General features: G+C 43.7%; 12 protein-coding genes. 4 read left to right on the top strand and 8 right to left on the bottom strand.

Annotation, left to right across the window (positions count from 1 at the left end; all coding sequences use genetic code 11):
• Positions 1–235: 235 nt before the first annotated feature.
• On the top strand, positions 236–2098 hold the full coding sequence (gene mutA / locus H9625_RS15780; protein WP_191765269.1) for a methylmalonyl-CoA mutase small subunit: 1863 nt from the start codon (positions 236–238) through the stop codon (positions 2096–2098).
• Between the two features lie 40 nt (positions 2099–2138).
• A complete protein-coding gene (gene scpA / locus H9625_RS15775) occupies positions 2139–4286 on the top strand; it encodes a methylmalonyl-CoA mutase (protein WP_022040868.1) in 2148 nt (715 codons plus the stop codon).
• Between the two features lie 165 nt (positions 4287–4451).
• On the opposite strand, the gene H9625_RS15770 is transcribed toward scpA, so the two are convergent.
• The 5 genes from H9625_RS15770 to H9625_RS15750 form a co-directional block, all read right to left on the bottom strand.
• Positions 4452–5108, bottom strand: a complete 657-nt coding sequence (locus H9625_RS15770; RefSeq protein WP_022040869.1) for an HAD family hydrolase — start codon at positions 5106–5108, stop codon at positions 4452–4454.
• A gap of 5 nt (positions 5109–5113) precedes the next feature.
• The gene (locus H9625_RS15765) at positions 5114–7237 is read right to left on the bottom strand and encodes a S9 family peptidase (RefSeq protein WP_191765268.1); all 2124 of its coding nucleotides are present in this window, start codon (positions 7235–7237) and stop codon (positions 5114–5116) included.
• Between the two features lie 107 nt (positions 7238–7344).
• Entirely contained in the window at positions 7345–7776 is a 432-nt protein-coding gene (locus H9625_RS15760) for a hypothetical protein (RefSeq protein WP_022040871.1), read from the bottom strand.
• Positions 7777–7924: 148 nt separating this feature from the next.
• Positions 7925–8416 carry a pyridoxamine 5'-phosphate oxidase family protein gene (locus H9625_RS15755; protein ID WP_022040872.1) on the bottom strand — a complete coding sequence of 164 codons (492 nt, stop codon included), beginning with the start codon at positions 8414–8416 and terminating at the stop codon, positions 7925–7927.
• Between the two features lie 79 nt (positions 8417–8495).
• Positions 8496–9671, bottom strand: a complete 1176-nt coding sequence (locus tag H9625_RS15750; RefSeq protein WP_087209849.1) for an iron-containing alcohol dehydrogenase — start codon at positions 9669–9671, stop codon at positions 8496–8498.
• Positions 9672–10050: 379 nt separating this feature from the next.
• Between H9625_RS15750 and H9625_RS15745 the strand changes: the two genes are divergently transcribed.
• Positions 10051–10494, top strand: a complete 444-nt coding sequence (locus tag H9625_RS15745; protein ID WP_022040874.1) for a PepSY-like domain-containing protein — start codon at positions 10051–10053, stop codon at positions 10492–10494.
• A 117-nt stretch (positions 10495–10611) separates the two neighbouring features.
• On the opposite strand, the gene H9625_RS15740 is transcribed toward H9625_RS15745, so the two are convergent.
• The gene (locus H9625_RS15740) at positions 10612–12288 is read right to left on the bottom strand and encodes a putative transporter (protein WP_087397845.1); all 1677 of its coding nucleotides are present in this window, start codon (positions 12286–12288) and stop codon (positions 10612–10614) included.
• A gap of 272 nt (positions 12289–12560) precedes the next feature.
• Between H9625_RS15740 and H9625_RS15735 the strand changes: the two genes are divergently transcribed.
• Positions 12561–12731 (top strand): hypothetical protein, encoded by a 171-nt coding sequence (locus H9625_RS15735; RefSeq protein WP_158100112.1) that lies wholly within the window; start codon positions 12561–12563, stop codon positions 12729–12731.
• Here the strand turns inward: H9625_RS15735 and yidC are convergent.
• Complete coding sequence (yidC, locus tag H9625_RS15730) at positions 12728–14587, bottom strand: membrane protein insertase YidC (protein WP_191765266.1); 1860 nt, start codon at positions 14585–14587, stop codon at positions 12728–12730. The two genes, H9625_RS15735 and yidC, sit on opposite strands and share 4 nt — an antisense overlap.
• 116 nt (positions 14588–14703) lie before the next feature.
• Positions 14704–16302: a CTP synthase gene (locus H9625_RS15725; protein ID WP_022040877.1), complete on the bottom strand. Its 1599-nt coding sequence runs from the start codon at positions 16300–16302 to the stop codon at positions 14704–14706.
• Positions 16303–16804: the final 502 nt, after the last annotated feature.

The following is a 16804-nucleotide window of genomic DNA, read 5'->3' as shown; positions in this document are numbered from 1 at the left end:
AATCGCCCAAAGCACACACGAAAACAGATACATCAAGCCAAGAAAAACTTTTTGGAGAAATTCAAAACAGCTTCTAACCTGAGCAAAATTTAAACGACGGCTCTAATTGCGGAATTCATTTAAAAAAAATCCGCAAATCAGTTTTGTTCTACTATAATTTTGTATATTTGCCTAAGCATGCGTATTTAATCCGTGTGCCAATCAACTTAAATCGTAAACCCATAAAACACAAAGTATGACAGATAATAGAGAAAAACTCTTTTCCGATTTCCCAGAAGTGACAACTCAAGAATGGATGGACAGAATCCAGACAGATCTGAAAGGAGCTGACTATGAAAAGAAATTGGTATGGAAAACCAATGAAGGTTTTAATGTAAGGCCTTTTTATCGTCGGGAAGATTTGGAAGAACTGAAAACAATTGATTCGCTTCCAGGTGAATTCCCTTATTTGAGAGGAAATAAAAAAAATGACAATGCCTGGTTTATTCGTCAAGATATCCATGTGGAAAATCCTTTAGAAGCCAATCAGCATGCTCTTGCCTTACTCAACAAAGGGGTTGATTCGTTGGGATTTCATATCAAGGCAAAAGACTTGAATGCTGAATACCTTCGCACGTTATTGGAAGGAATCTATTGTGACAGCATCGAATTGAACTTCACTACTTGCCAGCGTCACACCGTGCTGTTGGCGCAGTTACTAACCGATTATTTTAAAGAGAAAGGGTATGCCTCTGACAAACTTTACGGATCGCTCAATTTTGACCCTATCGGCAAGATGCTGCAAAAAGGTAAAGATGTAAGCCCGATTATCAGCCAGGCAGCTGAGCTGGTACGTATTCTTGCCGATTATCCCCATTTCCGCTGTGTAGTTGTCAATGCATGTCAACTTAACAATGCCGGCTCCTATATTTATCAAGAATTAGGCTATGCATTGGCATGGGGAAATGAATATCTTAGCATGCTGGTAGAAAGCGGAATTCCAGCAGACCTTGCTGCAAGAAAAATCAAGTTCCATTTTGGCATAAGTTCTAACTATTTTATGGAAATCGCCAAATTCCGTGCTGCACGTATGCTTTGGGCGTCTATAGTGAAAGCTTACCAGCCGAAGGAAGATACGGCATGCCAAATGAATATACACGCAGAAACCTCTACATTCAACCTGACATTGTTTGATTCGTATGTTAATCTGCTTCGCACACAGACGGAAACAATGAGTGCAGCCTTGGCAGGGGTGGATTCGATAACCGTCACTCCTTTTGACAGTGTTTATGAAACGCCGAGTGAATTTTCTGAACGTTTGGCACGCAACCAACAACTGTTGCTGAAAGAAGAGTCTCACTTCAATCGTATTGTAGACCCTGCCGGCGGTTCATATTACATTGAAAACCTTACTGTATCCATAGCCAAGCAGGCATGGAACCTGTTTCTGAAAACCGATGAAGAAGGTGGAATGGTAAAAGCTATTCTTGCAGAAAATGTACAGAATGCCGTAAACCAAAGTAACCAGGCACGCCACGAAGCTGTATCACGCCGGAAAGAAATTCTGCTGGGAACCAATCAGTATCCGAACTTTAATGAAATAGCTGGAAGTAAAGTCCCGTATGAACATGTGTGCGGATGTGATGGAAAGCATCATCATGAGGAGGAAAAATCGTTTGCAAGACTCAGTACCGAGCGTGCAGCAAGCCAATTCGAAGCACTCCGCCTGGAAACCGAACGTTCGGGAAAACGTCCGAAAGCGTTTATGCTTACCATTGGCAATCTGGCAATGCGTCAGGCACGCGCCCAGTTCTCTTGCAATTTCCTGGCATGTGCCGGATATGAAGTAATAGATAACCTGGGCTTTGATTCAGTGGAGGAAGGCATAGAAGCGGCTTTAAAGTCAAATGCAGATGTTGTAGTCCTTTGCTCCAGTGACGATGAATATGCTCAATATGCAGTGCCTGCCTATCAGGCTTTGAATGGTCGTGCAATGTTCATTGTTGCAGGTGCTCCTGCCTGCATGGAGGACTTAAAAGCAGCAGGTATTAAACATTTCATTCATGTCCGTTGCAATGTATTGGAAACCTTGCGTACATTCAATGCTGAATTATTATGATTGACTTATCGAACACAGAACCACGGAATAACCATAAACCATGAAACCGAATTTTAAAGACATTGACATATTTGCCGGCTTTCATCCTCAAGATGGAAAAGAATGGCAACGCTCCAATGGCATTACTGCTAGCTGGAAAACACCTGAGCAAATCCAAGTAAAACCTGTCTATACCCAGGAGGACCTGGAAGGTATGGAACACCTCAATTATGCAGCAGGGCTTCCACCATTTTTGCGTGGGCCTTACTCGATGATGTATGCTTTCCGTCCTTGGACAATCCGTCAGTATGCTGGTTTTTCTACGGCAGAAGAGTCGAACGCATTTTACCGTCGTAACTTGGCTTCAGGACAGAAAGGATTATCGGTCGCGTTTGACCTTCCTACTCATCGTGGCTATGACCCAGATCATCCTCGTGTAGTAGGAGATGTGGGAAAAGCAGGTGTATCTATCTGTTCACTTGAAAATATGAAAGTCTTGTTTGATGGCATTCCCTTGAACAAGATGTCCGTTTCAATGACCATGAATGGTGCCGTATTGCCCATTATGGCATTTTATATCAATGCAGGATTAGAGCAGGGGGCGAAACTGGAGGAAATGGCTGGCACTATTCAGAATGACATATTGAAAGAATTCATGGTGCGTAATACGTATATCTACCCACCTGCATTTTCAATGAAAATCATTTCTGATATTTTTGAATACACCTCGCAGAAGATGCCCAAATTCAATTCAATTTCTATTTCAGGCTATCACATGCAGGAAGCTGGTGCTACAGCTGATATCGAGCTTGCCTATACTCTTGCCGATGGATTGGAATATCTTCGTGCCGGGATTGCGGCTGGGATTGACATTGATGCCTTTGCTCCTCGGCTTTCTTTCTTTTGGGCAATCGGCATGAACCATTTCATGGAGATAGCCAAGATGCGTGCGGCACGTATGTTGTGGGCAAAAATAGTCAAGCAATTTAATCCGAAGAACCCCAAATCACTTACTTTGCGTACTCATTCCCAGACATCCGGATGGTCGCTTACCGAACAAGATCCTTTTAATAATGTTGGCCGTACTTGTATTGAAGCAATGGCAGCTGCATTAGGACATACACAATCTTTGCATACCAATGCTTTAGACGAAGCTATTGCGCTGCCTACCGATTTTTCGGCACGTATCGCACGTAACACTCAAATTTATATACAGGAAGAAACACAGATTTGCCGTGAGATAGATCCGTGGGCTGGGTCTTACTACGTAGAATCATTGACTCATGAACTTGCCCATCGTGCATGGGAACATATTCAAGAGATTGAAAAATTGGGTGGAATGGCAAAAGCTATCGAGACAGGAATTCCGAAAATGCGTATTGAAGAAGCAGCAGCACGTACTCAGGCACGTATTGATTCGGGCGAACAGACTATTGTTGGTACTAACAAGTATCGTTTGGAAAAAGAAGATCCGATTGATATTCTAGAAGTAGATAATACAGCTGTACGTCAAGAACAAATAGAAAATCTGCGACGTCTGCGTGAAGGAAGAAATCAAGAAGAGGTAGATAATGCCTTGAATGCAATTACAGAATGTGTACGCACCGGTAAGGGGAATTTACTTGAACTTGCAGTGGCGGCAGCCAAAGTACGTGCAACATTGGGTGAGATTTCGTACGCATGCGAAAAGGTGGTAGGAAGATATAAAGCAGTAATTAAAACAATTTCAGGCGTGTATTCATCAGAAAGTAAAAAAGATGCAGACTTTACACGGGCGTGTGAGTTAACCGAAGAGTTTGCCAAAAAAGAGGGAAGGCGTCCGCGGGTAATGATTGCTAAAATGGGACAAGACGGACACGACCGAGGGGCTAAAGTTGTAGCCACAGGATTTGCTGATTGTGGCTTCGATGTAGATATGGGTCCTTTGTTTCAAACTCCGGCAGAAGCAGCTCGTGAAGCTGTAGAGAACGATGTGCATGCTGTAGGAGTATCATCACTGGCTGCAGGACATAAGACACTTATTCCACAAATTATCGCAGAGCTGAAAAATTTAGGCCGTGAAGACATACTTGTATTTGCCGGTGGTGTTATTCCTCCGCAAGACTACGATTTTCTTTATCGGGCTGGTGTAATGGCTATATTTGGTCCTGGAACTTCGGTTGCGAAGTCGGCATGTCAAGTTATGGAATTCTTGCTTGGCGAGGATTAATTGTGTGAATTTATAGAAGGTCTCAGGGAAATATAAAAGCCTGTTTCAGGGATTATCCGAATGTCCTTAAAAATAAAAGATGGCATATGAAGATGAACTACCTAATCATCTTATATGCCATCTTTATTGTGCAAATTGCTGAATCTTAGTAAACTTCCCGTACTGTCATGACTTCTGGATAAGACCTGATTGGTTGACTTTTGCCAGTAGATTATCTACTTGTTTCCGCCAATCAGACAGATTTGATACGCATAAAGTGTTCATACCTGCTTTTTTACCTGATTCTATATTCGTTATACTATCATCAATGAATAGTGTTTCTTCAGGCTGCATCCGTGCGTCTTCCAACATTTTTTTGAAAATATCCATTCCAGGTTTCATACATCTCATCTCGAACGAGAGGTAGAGCTTGTCGAAATACGTGTCAATGCTTTTACCCGAAGGAGTGAACTGGGGCGTGCGTGCCCAATAATCCATCAGGTAGGGATTGGTGTTACTAAGTAGGAAGGTACGATACCCCTGCTTGCGCAATTCGGTGATGTAGTCCAGTTTGCGCAAGTCCATGCCACTCACGAAACTCATCCAGGCCTGACGTACTTCTTCGCGCTTCAGTGTGCGTCCGCACAATTGCCCCAGTTTCTCACGATAGTCTTCTTCGCGCAGTTTCCCTTCTTCCAATTCTTGAAATATTCCGGTCTGGTGATACTTGTCAAGAATGTGGCCGGCATCGGTCAGACCAAGATGTACAAAAGCCTTGACCGCTTGTTCGCGGTCGAGGTCGACTATCACGCCACCGAAATCAAATACAACATTCTTTATCATACTTGTTATTTGTTTCTAGGGTTATTTTTTAGCCATTTGTCCAACCAGCGAAAGAAAATGCGTTGCCATAATACACCATTCTGAGGTTTCAGCACCCAGTGGTTCTCATCGGGAAAAATGAGTAGTTCAGCGGGCACTCCTCTGAGTTTGGCAGCATTGAAAGCTGCCATTCCCTGTGAAGCGAGGATGCGGTAATCCTTTTCACCATGGATACAAAGGATAGGTGTATCCCATTTATCGACGAAGAGGTGTGGCGAGTTGGCATAGCTGCGCTGTACGGCAGGGTTCTGCTTATCCCAATATGGACCGCCTAAGTCCCAGTTGGTAAACCACAGTTCTTCGGTTTCTAAGTATTGTTGTTCCATGTTGAAGAATCCATCGTGGGCGATAAAAGCCTTGAAACGTTTGTTGTGGTGTCCGGCGAGCCAGTATACCGAGTATCCTCCAAAGCTGGCTCCCACGCAACCTAGGCGTTCCTTGTCAACGTAGGGTTCCTGGGCAATATCGTCTATTGCGCTCAAGTAATCATCCATGCAATGTCCGCCATAGTTAGTACTGATTTCCTCCAACCATTCCATGCCGAATCCAGGCAATCCGCGACGGTTGGGAGCGATGACTATGTAACCATTGGCAGCCATGATTTGCAGGTTCCAGCGATAGCTCCAGAACTGACTGACGGGGCTTTGCGGTCCTCCTTCACAGAAGAGTAGGGTGGGGTATTTCTTGCTCGGGTCAAAGTCTGTGGGATAAACTACCCACGAGAGCATGTCCTTGCCGTCTACGGTTTTGGTCCAACGGGGTTCTACCTTTCCTTTCTTCAATTGGCCGAAGATATGGTCGTTTTCCGTCGTGATGCGAGTCACCTTGTGTTTTTCTTTCAGGTCGACAGTAAAAAGCTCGTCAGCTTCGCTCAGCGAATGGCGCATGGTAAGCAGTTGCTTATCATTCAACATGCTGACCGATGTATAATCGTACATTCCTTCAGTGAGTTGTTTCACCTCTCCCTTCAGGTTGGTACTATGAATCATGCTGGTAGCGTGCCATACGCCTGTAAAGTATAAGGTCTCACTGTCTGGAGCCCAGCAGTAGCTATCCACGCCTGATTGGAATGTTTCCGTCACGTAGATTTTCTCTCCACTGTCCAGATTCATTACGCACAGGCGGTTACGATCGCTTTCGTAGCCATCTCGTTCCATACTTTGCCAGGCAATGTGCTTACCGTCTGGCGAAAATTGTGGGTTGGTATCATAGCCCAAGTTCTTATCGATGGCATCTTCTTTGCAGAGGTTGCGAGTCTGTTTGGTATTAATGTCGTAAAGGTAGATGTCCGAGTCGGTCGATACGGCATACTCTTTACCGTTTTTTTTGCGGCAAGTATAGGCTATTTGCTTGCCATCGTTACTCCATGCCAGTTGTTCGATGCCTCCGAAAGGCTTCATCGGTGATTCATAAGGCTCTCCAGCTAAGATATCGGTAGCATCGCCCACTTGATTGCCGTCAAAAGATGCAATGAAAGGGTGTGGGATTGTTTCCACCCATTCGTCCCAGTGCTTGTACATTAAGTCATCTATCACCCGTCCGCTCGCCTTGTCAAGGTCAGGATATAGGTCGGAGGTGCGTTCGCCGTATTTTACTTGAGCAATAAAAAGTACCTTGTTTTCGTCGGGTGAGAACTGGAAGCCTTCAATATCGCTTGGGTGTGCCGAGAGTTGCTTGCGTCCGCTGCCATCAGGATTCATTTCCCAAAGCTGGCTGCTTCCACTTTCCGATGTGAGGAAAGCGATTTTGGTACCGTTTTTTATCCAGGTAGGGGAATTTTCACTAGTTGCAGAGGTGGTGAGCATAGTGTTTCCTGTACCGTCAGCGTTCATCACATAGATGACCGTGTGACTAGCGTTTTCCTTTACGCTGTAATATGATACGGTGTAGGCAATCCGTTTTCCATCGGGCGACACATTGGTGCTACCGATACGACCCATTGCCCAAAGGGCTTCGGGGGTTAACCGGCCGTCTTTGATGGTTATCTCCTGTTTGCCGATAAAAGGTTTATCTGTTTGCACGCCGGCGTACGTCTGTCCACTTGCAGCAAGCATCACGGCGGCAGTCATAGTCATTAAACTTGTTTTCATTTATTTTTAATGTTAAATTTAGGTTGTTCAATTATTTCACCATAGAAAGACAGGGAAGCATAGTCTGTTTTCAATAGCTCTTCTGTATTTGGTAGTGAATGTGCAGTTCACTTTCCGGTAAAATAGGCCGGATAGTTGTCGAACAAGCAGTTCAGCTGGTTGCCTCCCATCTGGATGTTATCCATGTACGAATAACCGTTCCGGTAGTCAATTCGGATGCTGGTGTATGAAACATTCCACCAGTCCCATCCGAAATGCATCGTTGACTCGTTTCGGTTCCCATACCGGTCTTCTTGATAGAGGTAGTCCGTACCTGTATTATCAGGGTAGAAGCGAAGTTCCTGATAATAATACGTGTCATACTCATCGTACCATTCTTCCACCCATGTCCTGCTGCATAGATAATCGGTACATTCGCGGTAACTGTTCGTGCCATTTCCAAATTCGATTCCTATTCCTGCGTATTCACATGAAGCTAATGTGAGCACCATTGCCGTCAGGAAAAATATGCGGTAAAGTTTGTGTGTCTGGGTTTTCATGTCATCCTCCTTTTCTTGTTGTTGGTTTCTATGTGCAAAGATAAACTTGACACTCGGTACTTCCAACTTATTTTTCCTAAATCGGACAAGGGAGATTCCTATTCATGATAGGGATTTCCCTCTTTCCAATAAGCTTTTCGTGTTTAACTTAGACAAATGCTTGTTTGCTTTTGGCACTGACAAGCTCTATGTCTAATCGGATTATTTCCGTACGATGGAACGACTTTTGGGCATATTCGATGCCTTGCATCTTATTATCTGGACAATACTTGCTAAGTAAGAGCGAGAGCGCCGACATGCGTTCCGCCTCATGTAAGCTGCGGTGAGCAGTACATTGCACAATCACGCTTTCATAGGCAGTAGTGAACTGCGCTGGCTTTACTTGCGTACGTCCTATTACGCAGAAGGACACTTGTGGGCAGGCATCAATACACAATAGCTTGTGTCCAGTAGGGGCGCAATGGATATAGATGGAATTGCCGCGGTCCCACACGTAACTAAGGGGGATTCCGTACGCACCGTTCCCGTCCTCGCTGCGCATAGACAGCACGCCATATTCGCCTTCCCGCAAGATTTCAAAGGCGCGTTCTTGTTCCAGTGTCCGGTCTTGCCGACGGATGGTTGAATTGTCAAATCTCATAAGACTAGTTTTTATTTGAAGTCAGAAGCAGAAGGAATTGGTCACTCCTTTAACTTTTTTAATATCCTTAATTTTTTCGTTAACTATTGGCTATCTCATAAATTTCCCGTGTTGCCTGGCGGTCTAAGGGAACGTAGTTACCTACTCGTTCACCCTTATTGGCATGCAGATGTTTTACCAGTTTGTCAATGTCTGGGTGTTCGATGCCAAGTTCCCGGAACGTTGTAGGCATGCCGATTTCACATAAGAAGGCTTTCAGGCGTGTGATACCTTCTTGTGCCACTGCTTTTTGGTCTTCACTAACCGGCACATCCCATACGCGTTCAGCATATTGCGCTACTTTGCCAACATTATGGTTAATCATGTAAGTGAGCCATGCAGGGAAAATTACGGCAAGACCCGCTCCGTGAGTCACATCGTAGAGAGCACTTACTTCGTGTTCCATGAAGTGAGAGGCCCAGTCTTCTTCACAGCCTGTACCACAAATGCCATTATGGGCTATGGTACCTGCCCACATGATGTTGGCACGGGCTTCGTAATTATACGGGTCGGCTATTATTTTCCGTGCTTCCTCGATAATGGCTTTCAAGATGCCTTCGCACAGGCGGTCGGTTACTTCCGTACCAGGAGTATTTGTAAAATAACGCTCCATGATATGCGCCATCATGTCGGTGATGCCACTTGCTGTCTGCCAAGCAGGTAGGGTATAAGTTAATTCTGGATTCATTATGGCAAATTGTGGACGTAACACTTCAGGAGTGCGTAAGCTTAGTTTTTTTAGTCCGTCCACTTTCGTGATGACCGAATTGCCTGACCCTTCGCTACCTGCCGCAGGGATGGTGAGCACCACACCCACAGGCAGCGCTATGTGGGGCACACTCTTACCGGTGAAGAAATCCCAAAAATCACCTTCATAAGGGATGCCGGCAGCAATCGCTTTAGCCGTGTCAATAACAGAACCTCCGCCTATAGGTAAGAGAAAATCTACTTGGTTACGTCTTCCTAGCTCAATGCCTTCGTACACTTTCAAATCAGTAGGATTAGGTTGCACATCTGCTAGTTCGGTGTAGACAATGCCTATTTCTTCTAACGATTTTTTTACGCGATTCAATAAACCATTTTTTCGGACAGAACTTTTTCCATATACTATCAATACATTTGTCCCGTGAAATTTTTTCACTAACGTTCCCGTCTGTAGTTCAGTATCTTTACCGAAAACAAACTCTGTGGGACTGTAAAACATAAAATTATTCATACTTTTAATTTGGTTAAATTGATTTTAGTAGATTACAAAATCAAATTTGATTCGGTTTATTTCTTTTGTCTTTCCATGTTTAGGAACAATGAGTTCTGCAGACAAAGGTAGATAATATTCTCGATAAATCGCATACTTTTACTGACTATTATAAAATTGGATGGACGTCCAATATTAGTATAATCGCGATTATGTTTAATTCGTAATAATATTCCCACCACTTTCAATCATTTGTTTTTATCGAATTGATAAACATAAAAAGAATGTTAATAGGTATTCTAATTTTTTCAATTCCCAAATTCTTTCAGATTTGCTGCTTTACTTTGCAATAGAAAAATTAAACGGAATGAAATTATTAACCATTAAAAATGTAAGCCTTATGAAAAAGTGGATGTTTTTATTAGTATGTATGTTTTCGATGCAAGTAGCTATGGCAGACAATGATAAGCCTATTACTTTTGAACAGCTGCCGGCGGCTGCACAAACTTTTATTAAGCAACATTTTGCTGATGCGAAAGTTGCTTTTGTCAAAATGGAAAAAGAATTTCTTGATTCGTCCTACGATGTTATATTCATCAATGGTGATAAGGTTGAATTCGATAAAAAAGGTAATTGGAAAGATGTGAGTTGCCGGCGGATGACGGTTCCACAAGCCATAGTGCCAACCAAAGTACAAGAATTCGTAAAAAGCAATTATCCCGATGCCAATGTAATAAAGATTGAGAAAGACCGTTATGAATACGAAGTAAGACTCTCCAATTTTTGGGAATTGACTTTTGACCTTAATGGAAATCTCATCGATATGGATAATGATAATGACTAAGTAACCTAACAATGAACAATTGACAATTAGCTGGTAGCACCATAATTGTCAATTGTTCATTTATTAATTCTATTTTTTGCTCCTCTCCTATTGAATTTATTATTGGCTTTTAATGGTTTAAGCCATAAATAGGATGAATAATTGTGCAGTTAAAATTCGCAAGAACATAACTAATGGATATACTGTAGAGTAACCTACCGCTGGTGCGTCATTACCTGACACTTGATTAGAATATGCCAGTGCTGGTGGATCAGTTGTACTACCAGCTATCAAACCTATCAGGGTATAATAATTGATTTTATAGTATAACCGTGCTATTAAGCCGATAATCATTAAAGGAAGTAATGTAATAAGAAAACCGACTCCTACATATAGCAAACCATCACCTTCGACAACAGTTTGCACGAAGTTTTCACCAGCCTTGACGCCCACACTTGCCAAGAACAAAACCAATCCGACTTCACGCAGCATCAGATTTGCACTCATTGTAGTATAAGTCACTAAATGAACTTTATATCCGAAACGTCCAATCAGAATAGAAATGATTAATGGACCACCTGCTAAGCCTAGCTTTACAGGTGTAGGGATACCTGGAATAGCAAATGGCAGGCTGCCAAAAATAATACCACAAAGAATCCCCACAAAAATAGTCACAATATTGGGGTGGTCCAAACGTTTCAACTGGTTACCTAACATTCCAGCCACACGTTCAATGGCATCTTGCGGTCCTACTACCATTACACGGTCACCGACCTGCAATGTTAAACTTCGGGCTGCAAAAAGATCCATACCCGAACGATTGACACGAGTCACATTCACACCATACATGCTACTGAAATGTAGTTCACCCACAGTTTTCCCGTTAATAGAAGGTTGTGTCACCAAAATACGGCGCGATACCATCGGTTTGTTTTCTGTATTCTGATGTTCCCAGTCCACTTCAATTTTTGAACCGATAAAGGCCTCTATTGCCTCTGCGTCATCTTCGGCACATACGATGTTCATTTCATCACCTGTGTGTAGCACTGTTTTAGAATTAGGAATATTTACCTCTCCGTTTTGGAGGATACGCGAACACACTAAATTACGTGCCAAGAAATTTTGCAACTGCAAAATAGTCTTGCCATTTAAAGCCGGATTTTCCACCCTTAGCTGGATTCGATAAGGTTTCAGATGCGGGTTGGCTTCTTCGGCTTGTTGGATAGCTTCCGATTCCTTTTCAAGATCTACCCTGCATATATAGCGGATAAGAATCATTGAAAGAATAATGCCGATTACTCCCAACGGATAAGCACATGCATATCCCATGGCAATTTCCGGACCTTCATAGTGTAACTGTTGCAACGCTTCATTGGCAGCTCCTAGCCCCGGTGTATTCGTTACTGCACCACAAAGGATACCCACAATCATCGGAACTTCAATGCGTCCTTGCAAGGCATAATAAATAATAAGGGCAACAATGATATTAAATGCAACAATGCCAGTAGCAAGTAGGTTCAGTCTAATTCCTCCCTCCTTAAATGAGGAGAAAAATGAAGGACCAACCTGCAGACCAATGCAGAATACAAACAATATCAACCCAAAGTCTTGTAGGAAAGAAAGAATGGCAGGATTCCCCGTAAAACCGAAATGCCCTGCCAAGATTCCAACGAACAAGACAAAAGTAACTCCCAGTGAGATGCCGAAAATTTTAATTTTCCCTAAAAGTACTCCGCCTGAAATTACAAAGGCATAAAGCGCAACAATGTGCGCTATGGAGTTGGGATTCGTCAATAAATCTTGTAGCCAATTCATAATATTATCTCTTTAAGTTGCGCAAATGTAACCAAATCAAATAATATGTCAAAGCTTTTGCTCTAAAAAAAGAAATAAAATTAGAGAATGTATAGCAATATAGCATTGTAAATACATTTCTAATGCACAGAAATTGTTTGTCTGTGATTCACTGATGTTCCTCTGTAAATTCTGTTTTCAATAAAATGAAAAAGCTCCGATTCTTAATAGAACAGAGCTTTTTTATTTTATTGAAAAACAATTCTTAGAAGCTGTTTTGAATTTATCGTGCGATGATTTGGGATGAGTTTTTGAGGCATTTTCGCTTCTGTGATGAGGAAGATAGCGGGCTATCTGACGAAGAACAGGAGCGGAAAGGACCAAAAAATTGCCCAAAGCACACACGAAAACGGATACATCAAGCCAAGAAAAACTTTTTGGAGAAATTCAAAACAGCTTCTTAATGTTTTTTATTCATTCGTCCTTCACGTTCCTTCTGCAGGCGTTCCTGCTCTTTCTGCAAGGCTTCCAGCTTCGCCATCAGTCCGCTCTGCTTGCGTTCAGAAGGCGCTTTCTTATTGGCTTCCAGTTGTGCCAGCAACTTCTTTTCATCGGTCATACGCCGCATGATCCACATCGTAAGAATACCTATTAACCCAGAGATAAAGTAATAATAACTCAATCCTGAAGCATATTCATTGAAAATAAAAAAGAACATTACCGGCATGATATACATCATCCATTTCATAGCTGCCATCTGTGGGTTGGCACCTGTGTCTTGCTGTTTCATCATGATAATCTGGTTGATTACCGTAGTGGCACTGAAAAGCAGGCAGAACAGGCTGAGATGATTTCCCAACAACGGGATGCTGGTGCTCCAGTGAATCAAATCATCATACGATGAAAGATCGCTGGCCCACAGAAAACTCTGCTGACGCAACTCGATAGCATTGGGTACGAAAAAGAATAGCGCCATGAACACTGGTGTCTGTATCAGCATCGGCAAACACCCTCCCATCGGACTTACGCCGTACTGGCTGTAAAGCGACATGGTTTCCTGTTGTTTCTTGAGCGCATCTTCCTGCTTGGGATATTTCTCGTTGATTTTATCTACATAAGGCTTCAGGGCACGCATCTTTGCCGAAGATATAAACGATTTCCACGTAGTGGGCAGTACCAATATCTTCACGATGATAGTCATCAGCAGGATAACGACACCCATGCTCAGTCCCAGTCCCGACAACCAGTCGAAGAGGTTGATGGTGAACCAGCGGTTAATGAGCCGTATAATGGGCCAACCCAAGTAAACCAGGTCTTCCAGTTCCTGATCTTTATCTTTGAAGCTCAGGTCATTGCTGGCCAGCAATGTCTTGAAATGGTTGGGGCCAAAGTAGAACTGGAAGTGGCTGGGCTGTATACCGGTAGGATCGAAAGCTGTTTGCATGCCGGCATGATAATTTTTCATATAGCCGCTACTTTTTTCTTCCATCTTCGAGTCAAGAGTAGCATTTTCGAAGTTCTTCTCAGCCATAAACACACACGAGAAGTATTGGTTCTTAAACGCTACCCAATCAAGCGGTTCGGTTATACTTGCCTGCTCATCCTTGGTCTCGCTTAAGTAGTCGAAGCTATCCCCCACCGGCTTGTAGGTTAGCGAGGTATATCGCTGCTCGAAGTTGTATCCTTTCTCCATCTGGCGTGCACGTTGCTTCCAGTCGATAGTCATAGTCTTTACCGCAGGCGAAAAAAAGTTCTGCAAACCGCTGGCCTGCACGGTAAAGTCGAGCATGTACGAGTCTGGCAACAGGCGGTACTTGAAGTCCAAATGTCCACCATTCGCCGCGTTCAAGCGCATTGTTACGGTGCTATCGGTTACATCCGTGGTTTCAAAATACAGATTGCTGCTCAATATGTTCTCGTTCTTTCCTTCGAAACCGATGTTGAGCGAGGCATCATCGCCATCGAACAATACCAGCGGTTGCTTTTGCTGGTCATTGTATTCTTTCAGCATCGCCTTGCTTACTCGTCCTCCCTTGTTGGAAAGCGTGATTTGCACGACGTTGTTTTCGAGGGTAGTGAACTGTTCGGTGCCTTGGGTATGGGCGAAGAATTGCGAAGTGGAGTCTGCCTGAAGCACTTGTGCAGCTTCAGCCTGCTTGGCTTTCAGCATCTGTTCTTCCTGCTGTTGCACCACAGTCTCGATGGAGTCCTGGTAGTGCTGTGCACGCTCCATCTCTTCCTGGCTAGGGCGGCTGTAGATGCTGAATCCGATGACAACTGCGCCAATCAGGATGGCTCCCACTAACGTGTTTTTATCCATTTGCTTTTAAATTTATAAGTTATTCTTTTCTGTTTCCACAAGAGGGCACAGGATATACCAGAAGATTTTTTTAGTTAAATACTCTGCATATCCCTGTGTTCTCTGTGCGAATCTTTTTACTTGCTGATTGCCGCTTTGACGAATGACAAGAACAGCGGGTGCGGCTTGAGCACGGTGCTGCTGTATTCGGGGTGGAACTGGGTACCAATGAACCAGCGCAAGGTAGGAATTTCGATGATTTCCACCAAATCCGATTCTGGATTAATGCCCACGCACTTCATTCCTGCTTTCTCGAATTCTTCCTTGTAGTCGTTGTTAAACTCGTAGCGGTGGCGGTGGCGCTCCTGAATGTGTTCTGTCTGATAGGCCTCGTAAACCTTCGAGCCTGGTTCGAGTACGCATTCATAGGCTCCCAGACGCATCGTGCCACCCATGTTAGTGATGGATTTCTGTTCTTCCATGATGTCGATGACATTATGAGGGGTCTGCTCATCCATTTCACGGCTGTTGGCATCGGCATAGCCCAATACGTTACGGGCAAATTCGATGGCCATGCACTGCATGCCCAGGCAAATGCCAAAAGTGGGTATATCATGGGTACGGCAATACTTGATAGCTACAAATTTGCCGTCAATGCCTCGCTGACCAAATCCCGGACAGATGATGACACCGTCCATGTCCTTCAGATTTTCTTCCACATTGCCTTCGTTCAGCTTCTCGCTGTTGATGAAATGAATATCTGCCTTGCGGTCGTTGTAGGTGGCAGCCTGCGAGAGGGCTTCCAAGATAGACTTATAGGCATCCTGCAAGTCGTATTTTCCCACCAGACCGATACGCACTACTTCTGTAGCATGATGACGGCGTTCCAAGAAGGCACGCCACGGACCCAGTGTCGGAGTCTCGCCAATGGGAAGGCCCATTTTCTTGAGGATGGTGACATCAAGTCCTTGCTCTTGCATGCGGAGCGGCACTTCATAAATGGTAGGCATGTCGATAGACTGTACGACAGCATTTTCATCGACATTACAGAACAAGGCCACTTTCTTCTTCAGCCCCGTACTCAATGCGTGTTCGGCACGCAATACCAGAATGTCGGGCTGGATGCCCACCGACTGCAATTCCTTGACAGAATGCTGTGTGGGTTTGGTCTTCAACTCACCGGCTGCAGCCAGATAGGGTACATAAGTAAGGTGCACGCACAAGGCGTTGCGTCCCAATTCCCATTTCAGCTGGCGGATGCTTTCCAGATAAGGGAGCGACTCAATATCGCCTACAGTTCCGCCGATTTCAGTAATTACGAAATCGAACTTGTACTTGTTGCCCAACAATTTGATGTTGCGCTTGATTTCGTCCGTGATATGGGGAATAATCTGCACCGTCTTACCCAGGTAGTCACCGCGGCGTTCCTTGTCGATAACGCTCTTGTAGATACGGCCTGTCGTGATGTTGTTCGCCTTCGTTGTCTGGATTCCCAGGAAGCGTTCGTAATGTCCTAAGTCGAGGTCAGCCTCGTGTCCGTCCACCGTGACGTAGCATTCACCGTGCTCGTATGGGTTCAGTGTTCCAGGATCGATGTTGATGTAGGGATCAAACTTTTGTATAGTCACGCTGTAGCCTCTGGCTTGCAGCAACTTACCGATAGATGATGAAATAATGCCTTTTCCCAAAGAAGAGGCAACACCACCTGTTACGAAAATGTACTTTGTTTCTGCCACAATATGTTAGTTTTAATGTTTTTGGTTTAGCACTTCTATTTCAAAGTGGCAAAATTAGTAAAAATTGCCGAATCTTGCACTATGATACTGCAAATTATCCTGCATGTAACCATAAAAACCTAATATGTGGTCCGCAAAATGCCCATAGTATAAAAGGAAGTTAGAAGGAGTTATGCTTTCGGCAGAAGTTAAAGGCCAACAGTCCTGCTATGGCTTCCATGAGCAAAAGTATTGGCTTCTAACTTCTTTTAACTCCCTGAGATAACTCCTTTTAACTCCTTATTGGGCAAAATGCGGAATTCATTTCTCAATAAACATTCTTTGCCACATATCTGTTGTAAGAGTGCGATTCTTTTTCATTTCGGTTCTATTTTAAATAGGCACCCCTGTTCTGCAAATGGAAAAAATTGTATTTTTGCAAAAACTTTAGTTCCTATGTTTGTAATGTGCTAGCAAAATAGCATAAAGCCAAGAGAATTATTAAATTTGTAAATGAAAGAAA

Source organism: Phocaeicola intestinalis, assembly GCF_014837065.1.
GTDB classification, from domain to species: Bacteria; Bacteroidota; Bacteroidia; order Bacteroidales; family Bacteroidaceae; genus Phocaeicola; species Phocaeicola intestinalis.
The sequence above is the reverse complement of the archived record's forward strand: the minus strand, read 5'-3'. Positions and strand labels throughout refer to the sequence as shown.

Coding starts and splice junctions, on each gene's coding strand:
- H9625_RS15765 (WP_191765268.1), bottom strand. CDS start 7,237: ATGAAAACAAGTTTAATGACTATGACTGCCGCCGTGATGCTTGCTGCA.
- H9625_RS15735 (WP_158100112.1), top strand. CDS start 12,561: ATGATTTGGGATGAGTTTTTGAGGCATTTTCGCTTCTGTGATGAGGAA.
- H9625_RS15745 (WP_022040874.1), top strand. CDS start 10,051: ATGAAAAAGTGGATGTTTTTATTAGTATGTATGTTTTCGATGCAAGTA.
- yidC (WP_191765266.1), bottom strand. CDS start 14,587: ATGGATAAAAACACGTTAGTGGGAGCCATCCTGATTGGCGCAGTTGTC.
- scpA (WP_022040868.1), top strand. CDS start 2,139: ATGAAACCGAATTTTAAAGACATTGACATATTTGCCGGCTTTCATCCT.
- mutA (WP_191765269.1), top strand. CDS start 236: ATGACAGATAATAGAGAAAAACTCTTTTCCGATTTCCCAGAAGTGACA.
- H9625_RS15740 (WP_087397845.1), bottom strand. CDS start 12,288: ATGAATTGGCTACAAGATTTATTGACGAATCCCAACTCCATAGCGCAC.
- H9625_RS15755 (WP_022040872.1), bottom strand. CDS start 8,416: ATGAGATTTGACAATTCAACCATCCGTCGGCAAGACCGGACACTGGAA.
- H9625_RS15750 (WP_087209849.1), bottom strand. CDS start 9,671: ATGAATAATTTTATGTTTTACAGTCCCACAGAGTTTGTTTTCGGTAAA.
- H9625_RS15770 (WP_022040869.1), bottom strand. CDS start 5,108: ATGATAAAGAATGTTGTATTTGATTTCGGTGGCGTGATAGTCGACCTC.
- H9625_RS15760 (WP_022040871.1), bottom strand. CDS start 7,776: ATGAAAACCCAGACACACAAACTTTACCGCATATTTTTCCTGACGGCA.